Origin of the sequence: Microcoleus sp. Pol12B3, assembly GCF_036701355.1 — a bacterium.
In the GTDB taxonomy this organism is placed as follows: domain Bacteria; phylum Cyanobacteriota; class Cyanobacteriia; order Cyanobacteriales; family Microcoleaceae; genus Microcoleus.
The window spans coordinates 14,199-36,173 of sequence record NZ_JAUBQS010000021.1 but is presented as its reverse complement, the minus strand read 5'-3'; the positions used below and the strand labels follow the sequence as shown (position 1 = coordinate 36,173).

The 21,975-nt window shown below is 48.1% G+C and carries 12 protein-coding genes; 8 read left to right on the top strand and 4 right to left on the bottom strand.

Annotated elements, in window-relative coordinates:
• Positions 1-136: 136 nt before the first annotated feature.
• Entirely contained in the window at positions 137-916 is a 780-nt protein-coding gene (locus QUA53_RS12910; protein ID WP_333096033.1) for an MBL fold metallo-hydrolase, read from the top strand.
• A 150-nt stretch (positions 917-1,066) separates the two neighbouring features.
• Here QUA53_RS12910 and ftsZ read toward each other — a convergent pair whose 3' ends face one another.
• Positions 1,067-2,341 carry a cell division protein FtsZ gene (gene ftsZ, locus QUA53_RS12905; RefSeq protein WP_333040673.1) on the bottom strand — a complete coding sequence of 425 codons (1,275 nt, stop codon included), beginning with the start codon at positions 2,339-2,341 and terminating at the stop codon, positions 1,067-1,069.
• A 334-nt stretch (positions 2,342-2,675) separates the two neighbouring features.
• Positions 2,676-3,578, bottom strand: a complete 903-nt coding sequence (locus QUA53_RS12900) for an FtsQ-type POTRA domain-containing protein (RefSeq protein WP_333096034.1) — start codon at positions 3,576-3,578, stop codon at positions 2,676-2,678.
• A 336-nt stretch (positions 3,579-3,914) separates the two neighbouring features.
• On the opposite strand from QUA53_RS12900, the gene QUA53_RS12895 reads away from it, so the two are divergent.
• From QUA53_RS12895 to QUA53_RS12880, 4 genes are all read left to right on the top strand, one after another.
• A complete protein-coding gene (locus QUA53_RS12895) occupies positions 3,915-5,246 on the top strand; it encodes a P-loop NTPase fold protein (protein WP_333096035.1) in 1,332 nt (443 codons plus the stop codon).
• 684 nt (positions 5,247-5,930) lie between these two features.
• A complete protein-coding gene (locus QUA53_RS12890; RefSeq protein ID WP_333096036.1) occupies positions 5,931-11,405 on the top strand; it encodes a WD40 domain-containing protein in 5,475 nt (1,824 codons plus the stop codon).
• A 196-nt stretch (positions 11,406-11,601) separates the two neighbouring features.
• A complete protein-coding gene (locus tag QUA53_RS12885) occupies positions 11,602-12,408 on the top strand; it encodes a TPM domain-containing protein (protein ID WP_333096037.1) in 807 nt (268 codons plus the stop codon).
• A gap of 114 nt (positions 12,409-12,522) precedes the next feature.
• Positions 12,523-13,146 (top strand): precorrin-8X methylmutase, encoded by a 624-nt coding sequence (locus QUA53_RS12880; RefSeq protein WP_015179019.1) that lies wholly within the window; start codon positions 12,523-12,525, stop codon positions 13,144-13,146.
• A 116-nt stretch (positions 13,147-13,262) separates the two neighbouring features.
• Here the strand turns inward: QUA53_RS12880 and QUA53_RS12875 are convergent, their stop codons facing one another.
• Together QUA53_RS12875 and QUA53_RS12870 are read right to left on the bottom strand one after the other, a co-directional pair.
• Positions 13,263-13,901, bottom strand: a complete 639-nt coding sequence (locus QUA53_RS12875; protein WP_333096038.1) for a response regulator transcription factor — start codon at positions 13,899-13,901, stop codon at positions 13,263-13,265.
• Between the two features lie 111 nt (positions 13,902-14,012).
• Positions 14,013-15,209: a sensor histidine kinase gene (locus tag QUA53_RS12870; RefSeq protein WP_333248882.1), complete on the bottom strand. Its 1,197-nt coding sequence runs from the start codon at positions 15,207-15,209 to the stop codon at positions 14,013-14,015.
• 472 nt (positions 15,210-15,681) lie between these two features.
• On the opposite strand from QUA53_RS12870, the gene QUA53_RS12865 reads away from it, so the two are divergent.
• The 3 genes from QUA53_RS12865 to QUA53_RS12855 all read left to right on the top strand — a co-directional run bounded on the left by QUA53_RS12865 (position 15,682) and on the right by QUA53_RS12855 (position 21,852).
• Positions 15,682-16,131: a hypothetical protein gene (locus QUA53_RS12865; protein WP_333096040.1), complete on the top strand. Its 450-nt coding sequence runs from the start codon at positions 15,682-15,684 to the stop codon at positions 16,129-16,131.
• Between the two features lie 298 nt (positions 16,132-16,429).
• Complete coding sequence (locus tag QUA53_RS12860) at positions 16,430-18,412, top strand: efflux RND transporter periplasmic adaptor subunit (RefSeq protein ID WP_333096041.1); 1,983 nt, start codon at positions 16,430-16,432, stop codon at positions 18,410-18,412.
• A gap of 302 nt (positions 18,413-18,714) precedes the next feature.
• A complete protein-coding gene (locus QUA53_RS12855) occupies positions 18,715-21,852 on the top strand; it encodes an efflux RND transporter permease subunit (RefSeq protein ID WP_333096043.1) in 3,138 nt (1,045 codons plus the stop codon).
• The last annotated feature ends 123 nt before the right edge of the window (positions 21,853-21,975 follow it).

Below are 21,975 nucleotides of genomic sequence, written 5' to 3'. Positions count from 1 at the left end.
ATAAACGCCAACTTGAACCAGACAAATCCCATCTTATCCGCGTTCATCAGCGCTCATCCGCCCTCATCTGCGGTTAAAATTCCCAAACAAAATTAGCTATGATTAAACCAAATGTAAAGAATTATTGCAAACCACAGTGAAAATCACCCGAATCGACCTCAACTCTTGGATCTTCCACATCGGAGGTCAAACCATCCTCGTCGATCCCTGGCTGGTCGATCCCCTCGTATTTTACGGTCAACCCTGGCTGTTCACCGCCTACCACAACACCCCCGTCGCCTTCACTCCCAGCAGCTTACCCCCGATCGACCTCATCCTGATTTCCCAAGGATTAGACGACCACTGCCACAGACCAACACTCGAACAGCTCGATCGCACAATTCCCGCGATCGCCTCACCCACCGCCGCCAAAGTCCTCAGCAGTTTAGGCTACACTAATATCACATCTTTAGCTAATTGGCAAGAATTTAAATATCAAGAAAAGTTACAAATTACAGCCGTACCCGGAGCCGAAATCCAGCCCGGACAAGAAGAAAACGGCTACTTGCTCAAAGACTTAAGCAGCGGCGAGACACTTTATTACGAACCGCACCTGCCGCCATTAGACAAAGTAAAACAGAAAATAGACACAGTAGACGTAGCCATCGCCCCAGTCATCGGTCAAATCTTCCCCTTCCTCGGACAAGTCATCATCGGCCCTTCGGAAGCCCTCAGCCTCGCCCAAACACTGAAACCTCGGTTTTTCCTGCCTACAGCGGCGGGAGACATCCGAGCCACAGGCATTTTACCAATGTTCGTGCGATCGGTCGGCAGCATTCCCGAATTTCGCGATTTACTAGCAAAATCGGGACTCTCCACCCAACTCCTCGAACCCGAACCCGGCCAAACCTTGGAGATTTTGGATTTTAGATTTTAGATTTTCGATTGAAGATTTTCGACTGGAGATTTTCGACTGGAGATTTTCGATTGTGTAGATTGGAGATTTTCGATTTTTTAGATTGGAGATTGGAGATTGGAGATTCAATCCAAAATCCAAAATCCAAAATCTAAAATCTAAAATCTAAAATCATCTTGGTGGGCGACGGTTACGCAAAAACTCAGGAATATCCAATCCCAAATCCTGTGGCGGTTTCGCTTTCGGATCGGGCGTCTGTTGAGCAGGAGTCGTCGGCACAGTTGCAGCCCGCCAAGGAGCATTAACATTTTGCGTCCGCCCCGGAGTCGGAGGCGGGGAAACTTCCCCGGAAAAACCAGTAGCGATTACGGTAATCTTAATTTCGCCCTGAAGCCGCTCGTCTATCACCGCTCCAAAAATAATATTGGCATTCGGATCGACAACCTCGTAAATCGTCTCAGCCGCCGCATTCACCTCGTGCAGCGTCATGTCAGTACCGCCAGTGATGTTAAACACCACACCTCTAGCGCCCTCAATAGACGAAGCTTCCAGCAGAGGCGAAGAAATAGCCTGCATCGCAGCCTCCCTAGCCCGCGACTTGCCCGAACCCACGCCGATGCCCATCAAAGCCGAACCCGCATCCGCCATTACCGCCCGCACGTCAGCAAAGTCAACATTCACCAAACCGGGAATAGTAATAATGTCAGAAATACCCTGAACCCCTTGGCGCAGGATATCGTCAGCAACTCGAAAAGCCTCTTGTACGGGCATTTGTTCGGAAATCACAGACAGCAGCTTGTCGTTAGGAATTACGATCAGCGTATCCACCCGAGTTTGCAAAGCCGCAATCCCTTCCTCAGCTTGGCTGGTGCGCCGCCGTCCCTCAAACGTAAAAGGCCGCGTCACTATGCCCACAGTCAAGGCGCCCATTTCCTTAGCCACCTCAGCCACGATCGGAGCCGCGCCCGTGCCCGTACCGCCGCCCATGCCGGCCGTGATAAATACCAAATCCGCGTGATTCAAAGCATTAGCAACCTCGTCGCGAGATTCCTCCGCAGCCTTTTGACCGATCGCCGGATTGCCTCCCGCCCCCAAACCGCGCGTCAACTTCTGTCCGACTTGCAAGCGTTTCGGAGCATTTGATAGAACCAGAGCTTGGGAATCTGTATTCACGCACCAAAACTCGACACCAGAAACCTCGCTAGCAATCATCCGGTTAACGGCGTTGCCCCCACCGCCGCCGACGCCAATTACTTTGATTTTGGCAGCACTGCTGGGCATTATGTCTTTGGGATTGACCATAGGATCGATATCAATACTATCTACATTTACATAACCAGACTTGCGTCTAAAGGGATTGGCGGAATCTGCGGCCACCGGAAAATTTTTTACTTCTTCCGAAGGGGGACTGTCTTGGTCAGACCCCTGTCTATTATTAAGCTTCATTAGAGTCGGGGATAGTAGATTACAGCTTGTTAACTAAACGCCAATTCACAATCAACTATAGGCTAAGTTGCGCGAAAAACTAACACTGGTCGATGCTTAATGTTAGCAATCTCGGATTTGGCCGACCTCGCTAGCCCAGACCTCGCTTGACGCCATCCAGGTACTTGACCGGATTAAGGCAGTTGTAAGCAAGGCAGAAGGAAAAAAAAGGATACTAGCCCCAAACGCGGGGCGCTATCCAAAAACTGTGCTGATTGCAAGCCCTGCGTATCGATCCTGAGCGGCAAAAATTCTGCCTGTCGATCGATACCTTCTACCTTCTGTTGACAGAGAATCAATTCTGGGCGCGAGTGGGTGCGGGAGTGGAACTCTCCAAACTGGGGGGGAGTTCTGGTAAATGGACGATCGGCGAAGCAGGATTTTTCAAGTCAATGTAGGCTATTTTGCTTGAATCTATCTGTTTTGGCAATTGTCGCATTCGGTCTAAAACCTTAAGTTGCTCCGCAGTCCTGGAACTGTACGGCCCTAAGTGTACGGTACCGATCTCTGTTTTCAAGATCAAGTTGTTCGGGTTTTGCCAATTAATCTCAAACACTTTCACCGTCAAGCCGCCGAGTCCTTGGTAAAACTTCGGCCAATAGGCGCGATACTGTTCCAAAGGCCCGATGACTTTTAAAGTGGGCAAAGAACGCTGAGGCTGCGTTCCCGGAATGCTGCCCGGCCCGATCGAACTATTCTGCGATCGTACAGCAGTATAACTATCCGACGGCATCCAACCTCCGCGAGCGTCCAGCCACCCCACTTTTTCCTTGTCGCTGTTGGATCTCAACACCGCTGTCGGCTGCGCCACCGCCACAGGCAGGCGTTCTGCCACTTCTACAGTCAAACTAGGGGGAAACAAGTTGCGAGTCACCTTAGCTTTGGCGATCGGCCCCGTGGACTCCAGCTTTTCGGCCAGGGCCTGCGGTTGAATCCCCCACAGCGACTGCGGGTAAGACAGCGGCACCAAAGACCGCACCGCCTTGTCCGAAAGCCACTGATTGCCCTCCACCTTCACTTGTTCCGATCGGGCAATCAACCAAGCCGGCTGAGCAATCCACCACAGCAAACCTCCAGCCATTGCACTCGCTGCCAGCATTTGCCACACAACAGCCGCCAATCGAGCGCGCCTTTGCTGCCGCAACTTTTGGCGCCTGCGCCCTAACTCTGTTTGAGAAACCGCTCCAAAACTAGCCATCTACGTCTTGACAATATAGTAATTAAGGATTAGCACAAATTCAAAACTGTTTAATCTCTCTCTTGAACCCTGTTTTCCCCTACCATTTAACCAGATCCCCACAAATTTACCCAGACTCCTGCCAATATCAGTAATATCACTGATCCACTTAAGTAATAAAAAATTATTAATTAAGAATTCCCAATTCCAGCGCCGGGAAAACCCCTTGCCAGATCCAGGTTCTTTGGGTATTTAGGGCATTACCCCACAGTGCAAAAGGTTACAAATCAAACTAAACTCAGGCAAAGAAAGTTTAGACTTTCGATTAACTTTTTTAACTTTTATTCGGCTTCCATTGTGATCGCACTCGAATTAGACAGATTCTATAAAGCCTGCAACCCGAGCAAGACCCTTGTTGCGGGAGACCCAGGGGATTATCAATACTACATTGATTTTGGTTCCGTGCGTGGGGGCAAAATCATTGAATCTTTACAGCGAACCATTACTCGCATCTCCCCCAACGAGCCAACCTGTCAGCTATTTACAGGACATATCGGCTGTGGCAAATCTACGGAATTGTTTCGACTGAAAGCTGAGTTAGAGCAAGAGGGTTTTTGCGTTGTCTACTTTGAGTCTTCCCAAGACTTAGACATGGGGGATGTAGATATCAGCGATATTTTGCTGAGCATTGCGCGCCAAGTCAGCGAAACTATGGAATCGGCTAAAATCAAACTCAGACCCAGCTATTTTACAAATCTGTTTGCAGAAGTGGCAGAATTTTTGCAGACTCCCATAGATTTGTCAGCGGAAGCCGAGTTATCTGTGGGCATTGCTAGAGTGACTGCTAAAACTAAAGACTCTCCCAAACTGCGATCGCAACTCAGGCAATATCTCGAACCCCGCACCAACAGCATTTTGCAGTCGATCAACGAAGAACTCCTCAACAAAGCTAACACCGAACTCAAGCAGCAAGGCAAAAAAGGGCTCGCAGTCATCGTGGACAACCTCGATCGCCTTGATGCCTCCCTCAAACCCAGCGGACGCACCCAGCCAGAATACTTGTTTTTAGACCGCGGCGAACAGTTGAAAAAACTTAATTGCCATGTCGTCTACACGATTCCCCTGACTTTGATTTTTTCCAACGACTTCGGCCGCCTCGCCAGTCGATTTGGAGTGAAGCCAAAGGTGATGCCGATGGTACCGGTGCAAATGCGATCGGGCGACGATCACATTGAAGGAATGGCACTGCTGCGGCAGCTAGTATTAGCTAGAGCTTTCCCCGCAGTTGCTCCCCATCAACGCATCGATTTGATTTCCCAGGTGTTTGACTCTCCCGAAACTTTAGATCGGCTTTGTCGGATTAGTGGCGGTCACGTTCGCAATCTACTAATGCTTTTGTATAGCTGTTTACAGCACGAAGACCCTCCCTTCTCTCGCGAATGTCTCGAAAGCGTCATTCAAGAATATCGCGATGACCTTTTGGGAGCCATCAATGACCTGGAATGGGAATTGCTGTTTCAAGTCGTCAAGCGACAAAGTGTAACAGGCGAAGAAGAGTCTCAAATCTTGTTGCGAAGTATGTTTGTCTTTGAATACCGCGATCAAGAAGGTCGTTGGTTTGGGATTAATCCAGCTCTAGCAGAAACCAGAAAATATAAGGAGTGGCTGCAGCGCTGTGAAGCAAAATAGTTTGGATTTGTGAGATAGCTTCGTGACTCTAAGAACCCTTAACCACGAGGGAATTAGAAAGTATTTAACTGAAAATTCATCGCTCACAACTCCGAAATCTTACCATCCAATAAAGAAATTAGTCAGCGGTTTTTGCCCCTGGCTGATTTCTGTTGAATGCTGGCTATAGGCGGTGAATGTTATTGTCGTGTAAAACTTTGCGACCACTAAGGACTTTGCCCACTCTCAACTCTCGTATCTGCAATGTCAGACCCCCTATTTCTGTTTTTATCTGTTGCTCTTAATTTCACATAATCTCATCGCGGACGACATTTTTTTTTGCGGTTGTTTTAAATGCCTGCTACAGATATATCGAACTTGTTTACTAATAGCTAGCAGTCGGTACGATCGTTAAATTAGCAGTTGCCTATTTACGATCTGTAGTCCTTTATATGTAGCTGAATCAAAAAATCTAATGGTGACCTTAAATTTTTATTGGGAAGTCTAGCATTCTCTGAGATTGAGCGGTATGATATCTTTACATTGGCTCTAATAACTATGTAAGTATTGATAAGACAAGTACGGAAAACTACGTATTTATACAGAGATAAAGCGTCAGACAGAGACGGCCACGTCTAAGTAGATACGCTTTCAGTCACGATTGGCGAGCGTTAGGTAATTGATTAATGCAAAAGAGGTGCACGCATGACCGATCTAATTAAGGTACAAGAAACTGCCAACTACAACGAGCGCTCGCTCAAAACTCTGGTCAGGTCAATCACAATGTCTCAACACCAATTCTCGCTAATTTTGGTGCGCTGCAACTACGAGCAGTTGCGGCAGCAAATAACGAAGCGGCTGCGAGAAGTGTCCCCAGTTTCAATTCAAGATATCGTCCTGCCAGCTTCAGTCAAAACCCTTTACACTACTCTGCAGGCAAGCACTTTCCAGGAGGGGTACTCGCCTGTCGGTGCCGCCTCGGCTTTGATGGTATTCGGTTTAGAAACAGTAGTAGCGATCGACGAACTGATGGCTTCTACCAATCAAGTGCGAGACGAATTTCGCAAAAATTTTTCCTGCCCAGTGATTTTGTGGGTAACAGATGACATCGTGACCAAAATGATTCGTCTGGCCCCGGATTTCAAAAGTTGGGCGGCTGCCACCATTAAATTTGAAATGGGCGTTGACGAATTAATTAATTTCCTCGCTAGGCGGGCCGATACTATATTTAAAATAGGCGAACTTAATCCAGAACTCGCCAGCAGCAACTTCAGCACCATCGCTAATTGTGAGACCTGCGAAACCCCGTGCGAAAAACGCGGTCTGGAGCGCGAAATGAACCCTGGAGAACGCTTTCTAACTTTTAACTCAGGGCCCCAAAACCGAGGACAATCAGATGTCCACTCGTATTCGCCGTTGAGTCCGGGCAATACCTTCGATTTGGCGATCGGCTCTTTGCCACGCCGAGAACTAGAATTAGCTTTAAGAGATTTACAAAATCGCGGTGAAGAATTAGAACCCGCCCTCAAAGCCAGCCTGCAATTCGTTCTCGGTCGAGATTACTATGTCAGCGACCAAACCGAAACTGCCTTAATTCACTACCAAGAAAGCTTAGTATTTTGGCAGCATCAAACTGGCAATTGGGAACTCGCAAACTGGGAAAATTCCGAAAACCCAGAAACCCTCTCCTGCTCATTGTCCAATCCTGTCCCCAACATCCTATTTTTAGAGAGAGAAGGGATAGTGCTATTTCACATAGCCCTGTGTCACCGCTTGCAAGCAGCCAGAAATCCGGTAGCCAACCGCCAACACTGGGAACAAGCTTGGATTAGCCTGGAACAATCTAGAAACGCTTTCTCCCTTGCCTCACGCCCCGAATTGGTAGCTGAGGTGACAGCACACCTCGGAGAAGTGCTGCAGCGCCTGAAAGCGTGGGGAGAGTTGCAAGCATTAGCTGAAAATTCTTTGCAGTTGCACTTCACTTACGGTACTCCCAGTCAACTAGCTCAAGATTACGGCTTTTTGGCAGAAGTTGCCCTGCAACAGTCGAGGTGGAGTCAAGCCCGCCAGCTAGCGGAGTTGGCTTTGGCGATTTTGGATCAAACGCCTAATGATTTGAGATTGCTGATTGAAGATTTGAGATTGGGGTTTGAGGGAAATTATCCAGAAATTGTGGGTCCTAACGAGTTAACTAACGAACCCAAATCTAAAATCCAACATCCTAAATCCGACAGGAGTTCGTATCTTTTACTTTTAGCCAGAAGTTTGCGACAGCTAGGGCAGTGGGAAGCTGCCGTTCATTCTTTGGAGTTGGCTCAATCTCAAAGCGAGCCGAAGTACGACCCCCGACTTTACATCGATATTTTGACGGAATTGCAAGCGGTTTATTTCGAGCAGGGAGAGTATCTTAAAGCGTTTCGGATAAAAAAAACCCAGCGTTCGATCGAATATCAATACGGATTTAGAGCTTTTATCGGAGCCAGCCAATTGCAGCAGCAGCGCCAAGCGGTAAATCCTTCAGGTCCCTCAGCTCAAAACCAAGCTGCCATCGCAGCGGAAATGACAGCTTACTCGCGCCAAACAGATATCAATAGCTTGCTAGAAAGAATTAGCAGGGACGACCATAAATTAACTATTATTCATGGGCCCAGCGGAGTCGGGAAAAGTTCTCTAGTCAATGCCGGCTTAGTACCAGCTTTGAAAAATATTACTCCGGGCGCGCGCGATACATTGCCCGTAGTAGTCAAAGTTTACACCGACTGGCTGGTGGAGTTAGAAAATGCTTTGAACAGCGCACTGTACGACAAACAAGCCGAAGAGGAAAGTAAATTAATCTCGAAAGGACTACAGGAAATCCACCAAAAAAGTTGCTCGGTTATTCCTGCTCGCAGCTCTGAAGTCTCTTCTTTTATTATAGAGCAGTTGCGCGAAAATGCCAGAAATAATTTATTGACAGTGCTGATTTTCGATCAATTTGAAGAGTTTTTCTTTGTTTCCACTTCAGTGGCACAAAGACAAATTTTTTATAATTTTTTGCGGTTGTTCTTGAATTTGCCGTATGTCAAGATAATTCTGTGCTTGCGCGAAGATTATTTGCACTACTTACTAGATTGCGATCGCTTCCCAAATCTTGACGCTATTAACAATAATATTCTCGACAAAAGCATCCGTTACCAACTGCGGAGTTTTTCTATCAAAGACGCGCGGGCTGTCATCGGACACTTAACAGAACGGGCGGAATTTTATTTAGAGCCGGCACTGATCGATGCCTTCGTAGAAGATTTAGCAGACGAACTGCAAGAAGTGCGACCAATCGAATTGCAGGTAGTAGGAGCGCAACTGCAAGAAGAAGGTATTACCAGCCTAGCACAATACCAGCAATTGGGGGACAATCCCAAAGCGGAATTAGTGAAAAGATCGCTCGAAAGAGTCATCTCTGACTGCGGTCTGGTTAACGAAGATGCAGCGTGGAAAATCTTGTTTTCCCTGACAGATGAAAGAGGCGTTCGCCTGATAAAAACCAAACACGAACTCTCGTTAGTGACAGGTCCGCAGCCAGCCGAGGCCCGGGAAACCGAATTATCGGCGATCGGCAGAAGCCGAATTCCCTTACACCGACAGTTCGCAAAAGACTCTGAAAACCGACAAAATAAAACTGATAACCTGGACTTAATTTTAGATATTTTAGTGGGTCATGGTTTGCTATTTTTGCTACGGGAAGCGCCAGAAGACCGCTATCAATTGGTACACGACTATTTAGTGCGACCAATCCGCCAAAGATTCGGCTTAGAAGCCAGACTGCACAAAGCAGAAGCAGACAAAAAAATGAGTCAAGCACAGCTCTACAGAGCCAATACTTTTCTCAAACAACTGCTGGGAGTAGCAGTGATCGGCGTCATGCTGCTAACCAGTTCCACCATCGCTGCCGTAAATTTTTGGTGGCGGGCCGTTGGTCAAAAACAGCTAGCTGTCGCTCAAACTCAGCGAGCCGAAATCAGTACCCTGACAGCAGCTTCTGAAGCACTTTATTTCTCAAACAACAAATTTGACGCCATGATGGAAAGTTTGAGAGCTGGTAAAAAGTGGAAACAGATCGAACACTCCCAACAAATGTATACTCTCAAAGACACCGAAATTCTGATTTCTGCTGCCCTCCAGCAGGCAGTTTATGGAGTCAAAGAACGCAACCGCTTGGAAGGACATGGCGATGTAGTTTGGGGTCTTAGCTTCAGTCCAGACGGCGAAACAATAGCTTCTTCCAGTGTAGATAAAACCGTCAAACTTTGGCGGCGCGACGGCAGTTTGTTGGCAACTTTCAAAGGCCATACTAACAGTGTCTCCTGTGTGGCGTTCAGTCCCGACAACAAAACAATAGCCTCGGCAAGTTTAGATAAAACTGTCAAAATTTGGCAAACTGACGGCAGTTTGCTGGCAACTTTCAAAGGGCATACTAATAGCGTTACCAGCGTTGCTTTTAGTTCTGACGGTCAAACGATCGCCAGTGGCTCTACAGATAAAACTATCAAACTTTGGAAAACCGACGGCACGCTGCTGAGAACGATCGAACAATTTGCTCCCGTAAATTGGCTAAGCTTCAGCCGCGACGGCAAAATAGTCGCTGTGGCGAGTGATGACGGTAGTGTGAAACTGTGGAGTTCGGACGGCAGGTTAATCGCTAATTTATGGCACAGCGAAAACAGACAACCCTCGAAAATTTACACCGTCAGTTTCTCCCCCGATGGTGAAACGATCGCCAGTGCGGGTGAAGATAAAACGGTGAAAATCTGGAGCATCGCTGCACTCAAACACCCACCAACAGAAAATTCAACACAAGCAAAAAAAGGTGAACTGCTAACCACTTTGCGGGGACACAGCAAGTGGGTATTTGGTGTCAGTTTCTCCCCCGACGGTCAAACACTTGCTTCGGGAAGTGCAGACGGGACTGTCAAACTCTGGAGTCTTGCTGGTGTTGGCGACAAACGCCCAACCGATGCTAGCAACATTAAACCAGAGAGTCGCTTACTGAGAACTTTTGAGGGACACGCCGATCGAGTTACTCAGGTGAGTTTTAGCCCGGAAGGCAAAACCTTGGCTTCGGCGAGTTTTGACAAAACTATCAGGCTGTGGCGACTCGATGACGTGCCGCTCAAAACCCTCGACGGACACCAAAACCGGGTGCAAAGCGTTACTTTCAGCCCCAACGGCCAAAGGCTGGCTTCTGCTTCTACGGACAACACTATCAAACTCTGGAGCCGCACGGGAGTTTTGCTAGAAACCTTGGAAGGACACACTCAGAGAGTCGCCAGCGTCAGTTTCAGCCCCGACGGCCAGCTACTTGCTTCTGGGAGTTACGACAAAACGGTGAAGGTGTGGAGTTTGACAGAAGATGGCATGAATAATATTCTCCCTTGTCCTTCGGCTCCGCTATTCCCGTGTTCGCCTTCTGTGCTGTTCACTCTCGACGGCCACGCCGACAGCGTGATGAGCGTGAGTTTTAGCCCCGACAGCGAGGTTCTGGCTTCGGCGAGCAAGGATAAGACTGTGAAACTCTGGACTAGAAACGGCAGGCTGATTAAAACTTTAACGGGACACACAGGCTGGGTGACTGGAGTGACTTTCAGTCCCGACGGCTCGATGCTGGCTTCTGCAAGCGATGACGGTACTCTCAAACTGTGGAATCGGGATGGTCGTTTGCTGAGAACTTTTGAAGGAGCTCACAACAGTTTTGTGTTGGGGGTGGCTTTTAGCCCTGATGGCAAAATGCTGGCTTCGGCTGGTTACGACAATTCCGTGAAACTGTGGAAGGTAGATGGGACTTTGGTGGCGACGCTGCTGAAGGGTTCTAGCGACAGCGTGACTAGCGTGGGTTTTAGCCCGGATGGTTTGTTGGTTGCTTCGGGCAGTTACGATCATAAGGTGAAGCTTTGGAGTCGCAGCGGGACTTTGCTGAAAACTTTGACGGGTCACAAGGATAGCGTGATGAGTGTGAGTTTTAGCCCGGATGGGAAGGTTCTTGCTTCTGCGGGCCGGGATAATCGGGTGATTTTATGGAATTTGGATCTTGACGATTTGCTGGTGAGGGGCTGTGACTGGGTGGGAGATTATCTGAGAACTAATCCTAATGTGAGCGATCGCGATCGGGGTCTTTGTGAAGGGGTTGGGGCAAAATCTCAATTGTAGTCTGAAGGAAGAGGTAAGAGGCAAGAGGCAAGAGGCAAGAGGCAAGACGGATTCCAAACTTTCCTTACTCGAACTCTTCCCCTTGGTCTCGGCTTCCTGTAAAGTAAATAATTGTAAAGAAATATGAGTTTTCTCTTATCCTCTGGTTAAGACGGCCAGCTAGCATTCACAATTAAGACCCGGATTATAAGTTCCTATGTCACAGCTTTTCCCGCAAAAATTTCTAGCCTCTGTTGCCGCATTTTTTCTGGCTTTGTCGGTGTGGACGATCGCACCTGCAGCCCACGCTTTCAATAATCCCGATTTGTTGCCTTCAACTCAGACGCCGATCATTGACTTAGCTAAAGCCCTTACTGATATTGAAGAACAAAATTTGGTAAAAAATTTAAAGGCATTTGAAGCCGAAACCGGTTGGAAATTGCGAGTGCTGACTCAGTACGATCGCACGCCCGGTTTGGCTGTCAAAAGTTATTGGGGGCTAGATGACAAGAGTGTGTTGCTAGTTGCTGACCCCCGAGGGGGCAATTTGCTCAATTTTAATGTGGGCGACTCGCTGTATCCGCTGCTGCCGCGAACTTTTTGGGTGGAACTGCAAACCCGCTACGGTAATCAATTTTTTGTGCGGGACAATGGCGAAGATCGAGCGATTATTGAATCTTTGGAGTCGATAGAAGGCTGTTTGCGTCAGGGCGGATGCCGCGTGGTTCCCGGTTTGCCGAGGGAACAGTGGGTTCTGACGTTAATTACGTCGGTGGTTGGCGGCGTCATCTGCGGCTTTGCGGCTCAACCTCGGAAGCCAGGACAGGTTGTGGCTTGGCAGTGGGCGCTGATTTTTTCGCCGCTGTGGGGAATTCTTTTTTTCGCTTTCGGACTTGGGCCGGTGGTGACTCGGACTTCTGACTGGTTGCCTGTGGTTCGGAATGTGGCGGGTTTTGCGATCGGAGTTTTGGTGGCATTCCTGACTCCGGTGTTGGGCAAATCTTCTTCGTCGTCGGAAACTTAGTTGTCAGTTGTCAGTTGGCAGTTGCCAGTCAACAGTCAACAGTCAACAGTCAACAAATGACTAAAAGCTGGTAAGCTGATACCTGACAACTCAGAGGCGACAGCTATCCAACAAATGGAATGGCACGTAAGCGATGCCCAGAGTCTGGGATTAATCGATAACGAAATTGGCGACCACGGTTTTTCAGCGGCGGAGTACGAAATAGTCCGCCGCGTGATTTATGCGACTGCTGATTTTGAGTACAAGTCTTTAATTAGTTTTTCCGATCAGGCTTTGCAGGCTGGGGCGGCGGCTTTGGCTGCTCGGACTACGATCGTGGTAGATGTGCCGATGGTGCAGGTGGGCATTACGCCTCTGATCCAAAGTACCTTTGCGAATCCGGTTTACTGTTCGATGGAGGCTTTGACACGCCCCCAAAAGGAAAGGACGCGGGCGGCTTGGGGGATTGAAACTTTGGCAAGACGCTATCCTGAAGGGATTTTTGTGGTGGGCCAGGCTCAAACTGCTTTGTCGGCGATCGTGGATTTGATTGAATCTGAGGAAATTCGGCCGGCTTTGGTGATTGGGACTCCTTCTGGGTTTGTGGGGGTTGACGTGGCGAAGTCGCGGCTGCACGATTCGATGATTCCTCACATTCGGATTGAGGGCCGCAAGGGCTCTGCGGTGGTGGCTGTGGCTATTGTTAACGGGCTGGTGGATTTGGCTTGGCAGGCTTACGGCCAAGAGGGGAACAGTTGATGATTGTGTGTGCTATTGGCGCGGATGGGTGGGTGGAAAAAATTGGGTGGTAAGAAAGTGGCTGAATCAGTCTCTGAGCAAGGCTTTGATTGCCACTTTCAGGCATCAATAAGTCCCTAATTGAAGAGTGAATGAGCCAACAGCGCGGCTTGAGTTCGATCGCGCAAATTTAACCGACTCAAAATATTCGTTACATAGTTCTTTACCGTGTTTTCCGACAAAAATAAGGTTTGAGCAATCTCTCGATTGTTCGCGCCCGAAGCTATTAAACGCAACACTTCTAATTCTCTGGGCGTGAGTTGCTCTAATTCTGGTGGAGAAACAACCGTCGGATTAGTTACAGCAGGAGTCATCAGGGCTTTCTCAAACAATCCGGGGCCGAGTTGCGTGTGTCCTTTATAAACAGCGCGAATGGCTAACGCAAGTTCGTCGGGTTCGGTATCTTTGAGCAGGTAGCCTTTTGCACCCAGCCGCATTGCTTGGCTGACATATTCATCGTCATCAAAGGTGGTTAAAACCAGCACTTTTGTATCGGGATAAGATTCGGCGATCGCCCCGGTTGCTGCTACGCCATCCATCACGGGCATCCGAATATCCATCAGCACAATGTCCGGCTGTAGGATGGGAATTTGGTCGATCGCCTCCTGTCCGTTTTCAGCTTCACCAATTACCTGCATATCAGAATAGCATTCCAGGATACTCTTGATTCCCCGGCGAATAATATGCCGATCGTCCACTAGCAAAATCCGAATCATATAACAATCCTCGCATCAATTAGCGTCGGGAAAACCGCACTTTATTATCATTTCTTCAGCCTCTTATAGAGGGACAAAAGTTTGTATAGACGCGGTTTAAACCGCTGATTCCTAGATATTTTGAGATGGCAAAGAAACCGAAATCCGGCAACCGTTTCCAGCCTTGCTGTAAATCGAAAATTGACCGCCTGCCGCGGCCACTCGTTCGCGCATTCCCTGGAGTCCGAATCCAGTGGTATTTTGTGCGGGATCGAAGCCTTTGCCGTTGTCAGCAATCGACAAATAAATCTGTCCTGCGTGCTGCTGCAATCCAACATTCACCATCGTTGCATCAGCGTGTTTGTGAATATTTGTGAGCGATTCTTGCACAATTCTGTAAAGTGCTGTATTGATTTCCTGAGATAGCAGAACTGGTAAGCGAATCGAGTTGGAAACTTCGATCGCAGTCATGCGCTGAAAGTCTTGGAGAAGTTTGTCGATCGCACTTTCAAGCGACAATCCTTGCAAAGGATTTGATCGCAACACCGAAACAGATTTGCGAATTTCTAACAAAGCTTCCGATCCGAGTTGTTTCGCCTGTTTCAGAAACTCCAGCGCTTTCTCATCCTCCGATTTCCAGAACAATAGGGCATTATTAAGCTGAATCGTTTGAGCCGCGAGGGTGTGTCCGAGTCCGTCATGGATTTCGCGGGCAATCCGATTGCGTTCCTGCAAAGTTGCCTGGTCTTCAATTCGCAGTGCATAATGGCGGAGTTGTTCGTGAGTTATGGCTAATTTATCGTGAGCGATTTCTAATTGCTCTCGGCTTTGGCGTTCTGCAATCAACGCATTAATTAACAATAAAGCGAAGACTAATGTCAAGCCAAATAATAACACATTGCTAAATCGCCATTCCCAAACAGTTGCAATGACTTTTTCAGGTAAAATAGGTTTTAATAACAGTAGCGAACTATAGGACAGCAGGGCTAAACCCAAGACTGTCACCTGCCCCGGCTGACGGAAGATCAGACAACTGCGCATCAGCAGGACGAGAAAAAGCAAAAAGCTCGATCGGCTCGATAACCCTTCGTGGACAATTGGCAGCAAAATCAAGCCAAATTCTAGGGCTGTAAATAAAACTTTTCTACTTAACCGAACGGTTGGCAAACGCAACCCGATCGCGCCGAAAAGTGCGATCGCGCCAACCCGTAACAGCAGCGACCAGACCGACTGAAACGGATGCAGCACTTCCATCAAGGCCGCCGTCGCCAGCAGCAGCCACTCCAAATAAAGCAACAAGCGAAAGGACGGATAGGTCAAGCGAATCATAGAACTTTTCCCCATCAAAAGCAGGAGCGATTCAAGCAAGGGCGCTGACCTAATTGTAGAAGGTATCTTGGAATCAAAAAACACGTTACCCCCTTATGTTCAGAAGGCAGAAGTTCGGCAACGGATTGTGTAGCGGATGTAACGGATTTAACGGATGGATGTTGAGGGAATTGGTAATTGGTAATTAAGCAATTGTCCCCCTCTCCGACTCTCCCTCTCTTCCCCTCGCACTCTCTCTCCTACTCCCGCTGTCCCCTTTTGCCATAACAAACAATTTATATGTGTAGCAGCTTAGCGAAGCGGCCAACGATCGCGCTAGAGCCTTTTCGGCTGATTTTGGCCTTTGGGACTAGGAAAAAAGTCACAACCGCAAAGTGCTTTTTGACTGGTCAAGTTAGGAGTCTTGGGTCATGCGCTGGCTGATTTTAGCCTATAAGATTTGGTGGTTAAGGTTAATTAGAGGCAGTAAATCATGAAAAGAACAACGATCGCACCAGCATTTCTTCTCGTCGGTGCAATTTTGGTAGGCGGTTTGTCTGGTTGTACGCAATCCAATGCCTCCGAAGCTACCCAACCTGACACGACGGCGGCCAATCCAGTAAGTTCCGACCAAGCGAAGGCGGATTCTGCTTCCACTCAAACTGCTCAAACTGTCGCGGCGACTGCAACTCCAAGTTCAGCGCAACCGAAAGCAACGGATGCAGAACGCGCACAGAAACGCGAGGAACTTCGCAAACAAGTCGAAGCGGTGTTGACGCCCGAGCAGGTACAACAGTTAGAAACTAAAGTCAAGGGAGGTGAAAAAATGCGGAAAGCTTTGTCCGAGCTAAATCTCACCGCCGAACAAAAGACAAAAATTAAAGAAATTCTCAAGACTGCTTATCCTCGGGGGCAAAAGCAGTCTCAAAGAAGCTCGCAATAACGTTCCGATCGAGCAATTTGCAGTGCGTAACTGATACAAGACTTGCGCGGGTTCTCCGGCCTACTCCACAAGAAAATTGATCTGTTGTGGAACAGGCAAGATGCCTGTTCTTGAGAATGATAAATGATACAAAATGTTAGTTACAACTGAGATGTTGCTCACCTTTTGCACCATTGTCAATAAGCCTTTTACGAACAGGCAAGATGCCTGTAAAGCGAGAAAATTTATCTCCTGTAGAACAGGCATCTTGCCTGTTTTTGAGAATAGTGCAAGATGTTAGTTACAAAAGAGGTTTGTGATGATCGAGGAAATTATTAGTGAAAGTCGGAATGGCACTCGCCCTAAAGTTTCTGACGAAAATCTGAAGCTGAACGAGCAACCGACGCACAACGTAGAAATTGTTAGTGAAACTCCAAAAGACGCTCTCCGTGAAGTTTTTCAGGAAGCTCCAACATTGCCCCAGAGCGAACCGGCGGAAAGTGTTGCAGCCAAACAACCGACGGAAAAGGTGCTGGCGAAAGGGCGGATTGCGCTGTTTCTGCTTGGGTTGCTGCTGGTGGGTGGGTTGGGATTTTTGGTTTGGGCGCGATCGACTGCTCCTAAAGCGGAAAAACCGAGCCGCAGCGGTAGACTGCAAATAACTCCGGTGACAGTGGCAACAGTAACGAAAAAAACGGTTCCAATACAGTTGCAAGCGATCGGTAACGTGCAATCGAGTTCTACTGTATCGGTGACACCACAAGCTAGCGGGCGGATTACAGGAGTTTATTTCAAGAAAGGACAAGAAGTTAAGAAAGGACAACTGCTGTTTTCGATCGACGATCGCTCTCAAACTGCCTCGATCCAGCAAGCTCAAGGAATCGTAGCAAAAAGCCAAGCACAGGTGCAACAAGCCACAGCCAACCTTTCTAAAGACGAAGGAGTTGTCGAACAAGCCAGAGCAACCCTTGACAAAGACCGAGGAATTGTCGAGCAAGCCAAAGCGACCCTTGCTAAAGACCAAGGAATTGTTCAGCAAGCCAGAATGACTCTGGAAAAAGACAAAGGAATTGTCGAGCAAGCCAGAATGACTCTGGAAAAAGACCAAGGCGCAGTCAAGCAAGCGATCGCGACCTTGACCAAGGATCGAGCTCAAGCCCAATATGCCGAAGCACAAAGTCAACGGTACGCAGCCCTCTACCAACAAGGAGTAATCAGTCAAGATCAAGCCCAACAATACGCTACCAGCAGCCGAGCCGCAGCAGCAACGGTCGATCTTGACCAGCAAGCGATCGCCAATGCTGAGACGGCGGTGAAGAGCGATCGCATCGGGATCGCCAATGCTGAGGCAGTCGTCAGAGGAGATGAAGTGGCGATCGCCAATGCTGAGACGGCGGTGAAAAGCGATCTCGTGGGGATTGAGAATGCTGAGACGGCGGTGAAAAGCGATTTAGTAGGGATTGACAATGCTCGGGCTGTCGTGGAGGGCGATCGGGCTGCGATCGAGGGTTCTCAAGCTGGGTTGAGTGCAGACGGCGGTGCCTTGAAAAATGCTCAGGTGCAATCATCCTATACCAAGGTCTATGCGCCGATCGACGGGCGCGCCGGAAACATTCTGGTGACAGAAGGCAATGTGGTGCAAGCAAGCACCGACAAACCCTTGGTGACAATCTCCACAATTAATCCAATTCAAGTTGCCTTTTCGGTTCCTGAATCCAACCTGCCAGACATCCAAAAATACGCGGACAACGGCAAACTTAAAGTTGATGTCACCTTTGCCGGAAACAATCGTCCGATATCGGGAACCTTGTCATTTGTAAACAATACGGTTGACAATTCCACAGGCTCAATTCAACTGATTGGCGACTTTAATAACGCAGATGGAAAACTATTCCCCGGTCAATTTGTTAGCACAACTCTAACATTAAGTCAACAACCCAATGCCATTGTTGTTCCCTCACAAGCTGTACAGACAGGGCCAAACGGACAATTCGTATTTGTCGCCCAAGAAGACGATACAGTGGAAAATGTGCCTGTAGTTGTCAGCAATACAATCAACGGCTTAACTGTCATCCAAAAAGGTCTGGATGCGGGTGATGAAGTTGTCACCGACGGACAAGCAAATCTGGTTGATGGCAGCAAGATTCGCATTAAAACCGCAGCGGATGCTAAAGATAATTCAGATAATACTAAAGGCAATAATAATTCAGACACATCTGGAGCCAAAGAAACTAATGTAAAATCTGGCGGCGACTCTAATTCATCGGGAAATAAGTCATGGAAATCGCGCAAAAATCCCTAGGGCTATCGTATCGATTTGAGATTTGAGATTTGAGATTTGAGATTTGAGATTGACCACGGATAAATGCGGGGGCTTGAGGGTTTTCGATTTTCGATTTGGGATTGATTCCACGGATAAATCACGTGGCGGGTACCATCAAGAAATTCTTGGTCAAAATGCCCGATGCCCGATGCCCGATGCCCGATGCCCGATGCCCGATGCCCGATGCCCCATGCCCGATGCCCCATGCCCCATGCCCCATGCCCCATGCCCATGCCCCATGCCCAAGAGTACCTTATTTACCTGAGAAAGGCTGATAACTAATGAATCTCTCAGAACCGTTTATTCGCCGTCCAATTATGACCACGTTGGTGATGGCGGCAATTCTGATTTTTGGTTGGATGAGTTATCGCTTACTGCCGATTAGCGATTTACCAAACGTCGATTATCCCACGATTCAAGTCAGTGCATCCCGCCCCGGCGCTAGCCCGGAAACGATGGCGGCATCGGTGGCGCGCCCGCTAGAAAAGCAATTTTCCAGCATTGCCGGACTCGATACGCTAACCTCAACAAGTACCAGCGGCAAAACTCAAATTACACTTCAGTTCAATCTCAGCCACAATATTGACGATGCGGCGCAAGATGTGGAATCGGCAATTTCCTCGGCCTCGGGCCAAATGCCCAACGATTTGCCAAATCCGCCTACCTACAGCAAAGTCAACCCCGCCGACGGGCCGATTCTTTACCTTTATCTCACTTCCCCAACACTTCCGCTTTCTGAGGTTGATAAATACGCACAAACCTATTTAGCGCAAAAGCTATCGACAATCGGCGGTGTGGCGCAAGTGCAGATTTACGGTTCTCAAAAGTATGCGGCTCGAATTCAACTCGATCCGCAGCAGTTAGCAACGCGGCAAATTGGCATCGATCGAGTGCAAACTGCGATCGAACAAGGAAACGTCAACTTACCCACAGGAAGCCTTTCCGGCAGCCATAAAAACTTTACGGTGCAAACAAACGGACAGCTTCAGGATGCAGCAGCATTCCGCCGTTTAATCGTGACATACAAAAATGGACAGCCTATTTATCTCGAACAATTAGGACGAGTCATTGACAGCGTAGAAAATACTCAACTTGCTAGTTGGTATAACAACGATCGCGCAATTATCCTCACGATTCAAAGACAGCCGGGAACAAATACTGTAGAAGTTGTAGAGACGATTCAAAAATTACTGCCCAACTTAAAAACTCAGATTCCGAGTTCGATCGAGCTTGGGGTGATGTACGATGCGTCTCAATCGATTCGCGATTCGGTTGACGACGTTCGGTTTACGCTCGTTTTGACGATCGCCCTAGTTATCTTAGTAATCTTCTTATTTTTACGCAATCTGTCTGCAACAGTCATTCCCAGCTTAGCGCTGCCGGTTTCGCTGATCGCAACCTTTGGGGTGATGCACTTATTGGACTACTCGCTAGATAACTTGTCGATGATGGCACTGACGCTATCCGTCGGCTTTGTAGTCGATGATGCGATCGTCATGCTCGAAAACATCGTCCGCCACATAGAAGAAGGAGAAAGCCCGCGAGAAGCGGCGCTAAACGGGTCTAGGGAAATCGGCTTTACGATTTTATCGATGACGCTTTCCTTGGTGGCGGTGTTTATTCCGATGTTATTTATGAGCGAGTTGTTGGGGCGCTTGTTTCATGAATTTGCAGTGACGATTGCAGTTTCAATTTTGGTTTCAGGCTTTGTATCTTTGAGCTTGACACCGATGTTGTGCAGCCGTTTTTTACGTCCGGTAAATCACGCCAATCAAAGTCGGCTTTATCGAGCTTCAGAGTATGTATTCGATCGCTTTTTAAGTTTGTACGATTGGAGCCTCAAGAAAGCTTTAAAATATCACCGCACCACGATGATTTTGTCATTCGCAATGGTGTTTGTCACAGTTGGACTATTTATCGCGGTTCCCAAAGGCTTTATTCCCAGCCAAGACACCGGACAAATCACGGGTATTACTCAAGCTGCACAAGATGCCTCTTTTGATGAATTAGTTCGCCACCAGCAAGCCGTTGTCAGCGCGATTCGCCAAGATCCGAATGTGGAAGCAGTTAACTCGAATATCGGGGCAGGAGCGAGTGCAAATGGCGGCGGGGCGGCAGTTGCCGGAAATTCGGGAAGCTTGTTTATTCGGCTGAAACCGATCTCGCAGCGGCAGATGGGAGCCGATGAAATTGTGCAGAATTTGCGATCGCAACTAGCAGAGATTCCCGGCATTCAAGTCTTCTTGCACAATCCTCCGGCAATCCCGCTGGGCACTCAACAAAGCACTGGATTGTATCAAATCGCGCTGCAAAGTTCTGACGTTTTACCGCTGCGGCAATACGTCCCGCAACTGGTTGACAAAATGAAAGCAATGCCAGAAATTCAGGATGTTAACAGCGATTTGCAGATGACTTCTCAAATCAAAATTGATATCGATCGCGACAAAGCCTCAGCATTAGGAATTACTGCCAGTCAAATTGAAAACACCCTGAGAAATGCTTACGGCGCTTACCAAGTTTCCACGATTTACGGCGCGAGCAACGAGTATCAAGTTATTTTGGAACTCGAACCAAAGTATCAAAAAGATCCCAATGCTTTGATGCAGCTTTACATCGCTACAGCCGCCAGTAATTCGAGTGATGCTTCTGGCGGTCAAACACAAGTACCGCTAGCAACGTTTGCCAAAATCACTCCGGGAATTGCACCGTTAATTGTCAACCATGTCGGGCGGATGAATGCTGCGACAATTTCCTACAACCTCGCTCCTGGGGTGGCGCTGGGAACGGCAAATAGTGCGATCGACAAAATCGTGAAATCGGTAATCCCTGACAGCATTTCTACTAATTATAAGGGCGCGAGTCAAGTATTTCAAAGTTCGCTGCCGAGTTTAGGGTTTCTGTTGGCCGTGGCAATTTTGGTAATCTATTTAATTCTCGGTATTTTGTACGAAGATTTCATCCATCCGATTACAATTCTGTCGGGATTGCCTTCGGCGGGATTTGGGGCATTATTAACGCTGATGTTGTTTGGCGTTGAGCTCAACGTTTATTCATTCATCGGCATCATTTTGCTGGTAGGGATTGTTAAGAAAAACGGCATTATGATGGTGGATTTTGCGATCGAAGCCCAGCGCGACGAGGGCAAAAAACCAGCGGAAGCAATCTATCAAGCCTGCTTAGTGCGCTTTCGGCCGATTATGATGACCACAATGGCGGCACTAATGGGAACATTGCCGATCGCCCTAGGAGTTGGGGCGGGTTCGGAATCTCGCCGCCCGTTAGGAATTGCTGTTGTCGGCGGACTTTTGTTTTCACAAGTTTTGACACTGTATCTCACGCCCGTATTTTACATCTACATGGAATCGTGGCGGAAAAAGCTCAATGAGGTGAAGTTTAGGAAAGTTTTTTCGTTTAAATGAGGACGGTAAAATAACCTTTATAAAATATTCGTAGGGTGCGTCGCCTGCGATCAATCCCCAACTAAATATCGACAAGATTGCATAAGTCTTTGATTGATACATAAACCGCAGATGTCAAGCAGA

Coding starts and splice junctions, on each gene's coding strand:
- QUA53_RS12855 (WP_333096043.1), top strand. CDS start 18,715: ATGAATCTCTCAGAACCGTTTATTCGCCGTCCAATTATGACCACGTTG.
- QUA53_RS12865 (WP_333096040.1), top strand. CDS start 15,682: ATGAAAAGAACAACGATCGCACCAGCATTTCTTCTCGTCGGTGCAATT.
- QUA53_RS12875 (WP_333096038.1), bottom strand. CDS start 13,901: ATGATTCGGATTTTGCTAGTGGACGATCGGCATATTATTCGCCGGGGA.
- QUA53_RS12870 (WP_333248882.1), bottom strand. CDS start 15,209: ATGATTCGCTTGACCTATCCGTCCTTTCGCTTGTTGCTTTATTTGGAG.
- QUA53_RS12860 (WP_333096041.1), top strand. CDS start 16,430: ATGATCGAGGAAATTATTAGTGAAAGTCGGAATGGCACTCGCCCTAAA.
- QUA53_RS12885 (WP_333096037.1), top strand. CDS start 11,602: ATGTCACAGCTTTTCCCGCAAAAATTTCTAGCCTCTGTTGCCGCATTT.
- QUA53_RS12890 (WP_333096036.1), top strand. CDS start 5,931: ATGACCGATCTAATTAAGGTACAAGAAACTGCCAACTACAACGAGCGC.
- QUA53_RS12900 (WP_333096034.1), bottom strand. CDS start 3,578: ATGGCTAGTTTTGGAGCGGTTTCTCAAACAGAGTTAGGGCGCAGGCGC.
- ftsZ (WP_333040673.1), bottom strand. CDS start 2,341: ATGAAGCTTAATAATAGACAGGGGTCTGACCAAGACAGTCCCCCTTCG.
- QUA53_RS12880 (WP_015179019.1), top strand. CDS start 12,523: ATGGAATGGCACGTAAGCGATGCCCAGAGTCTGGGATTAATCGATAAC.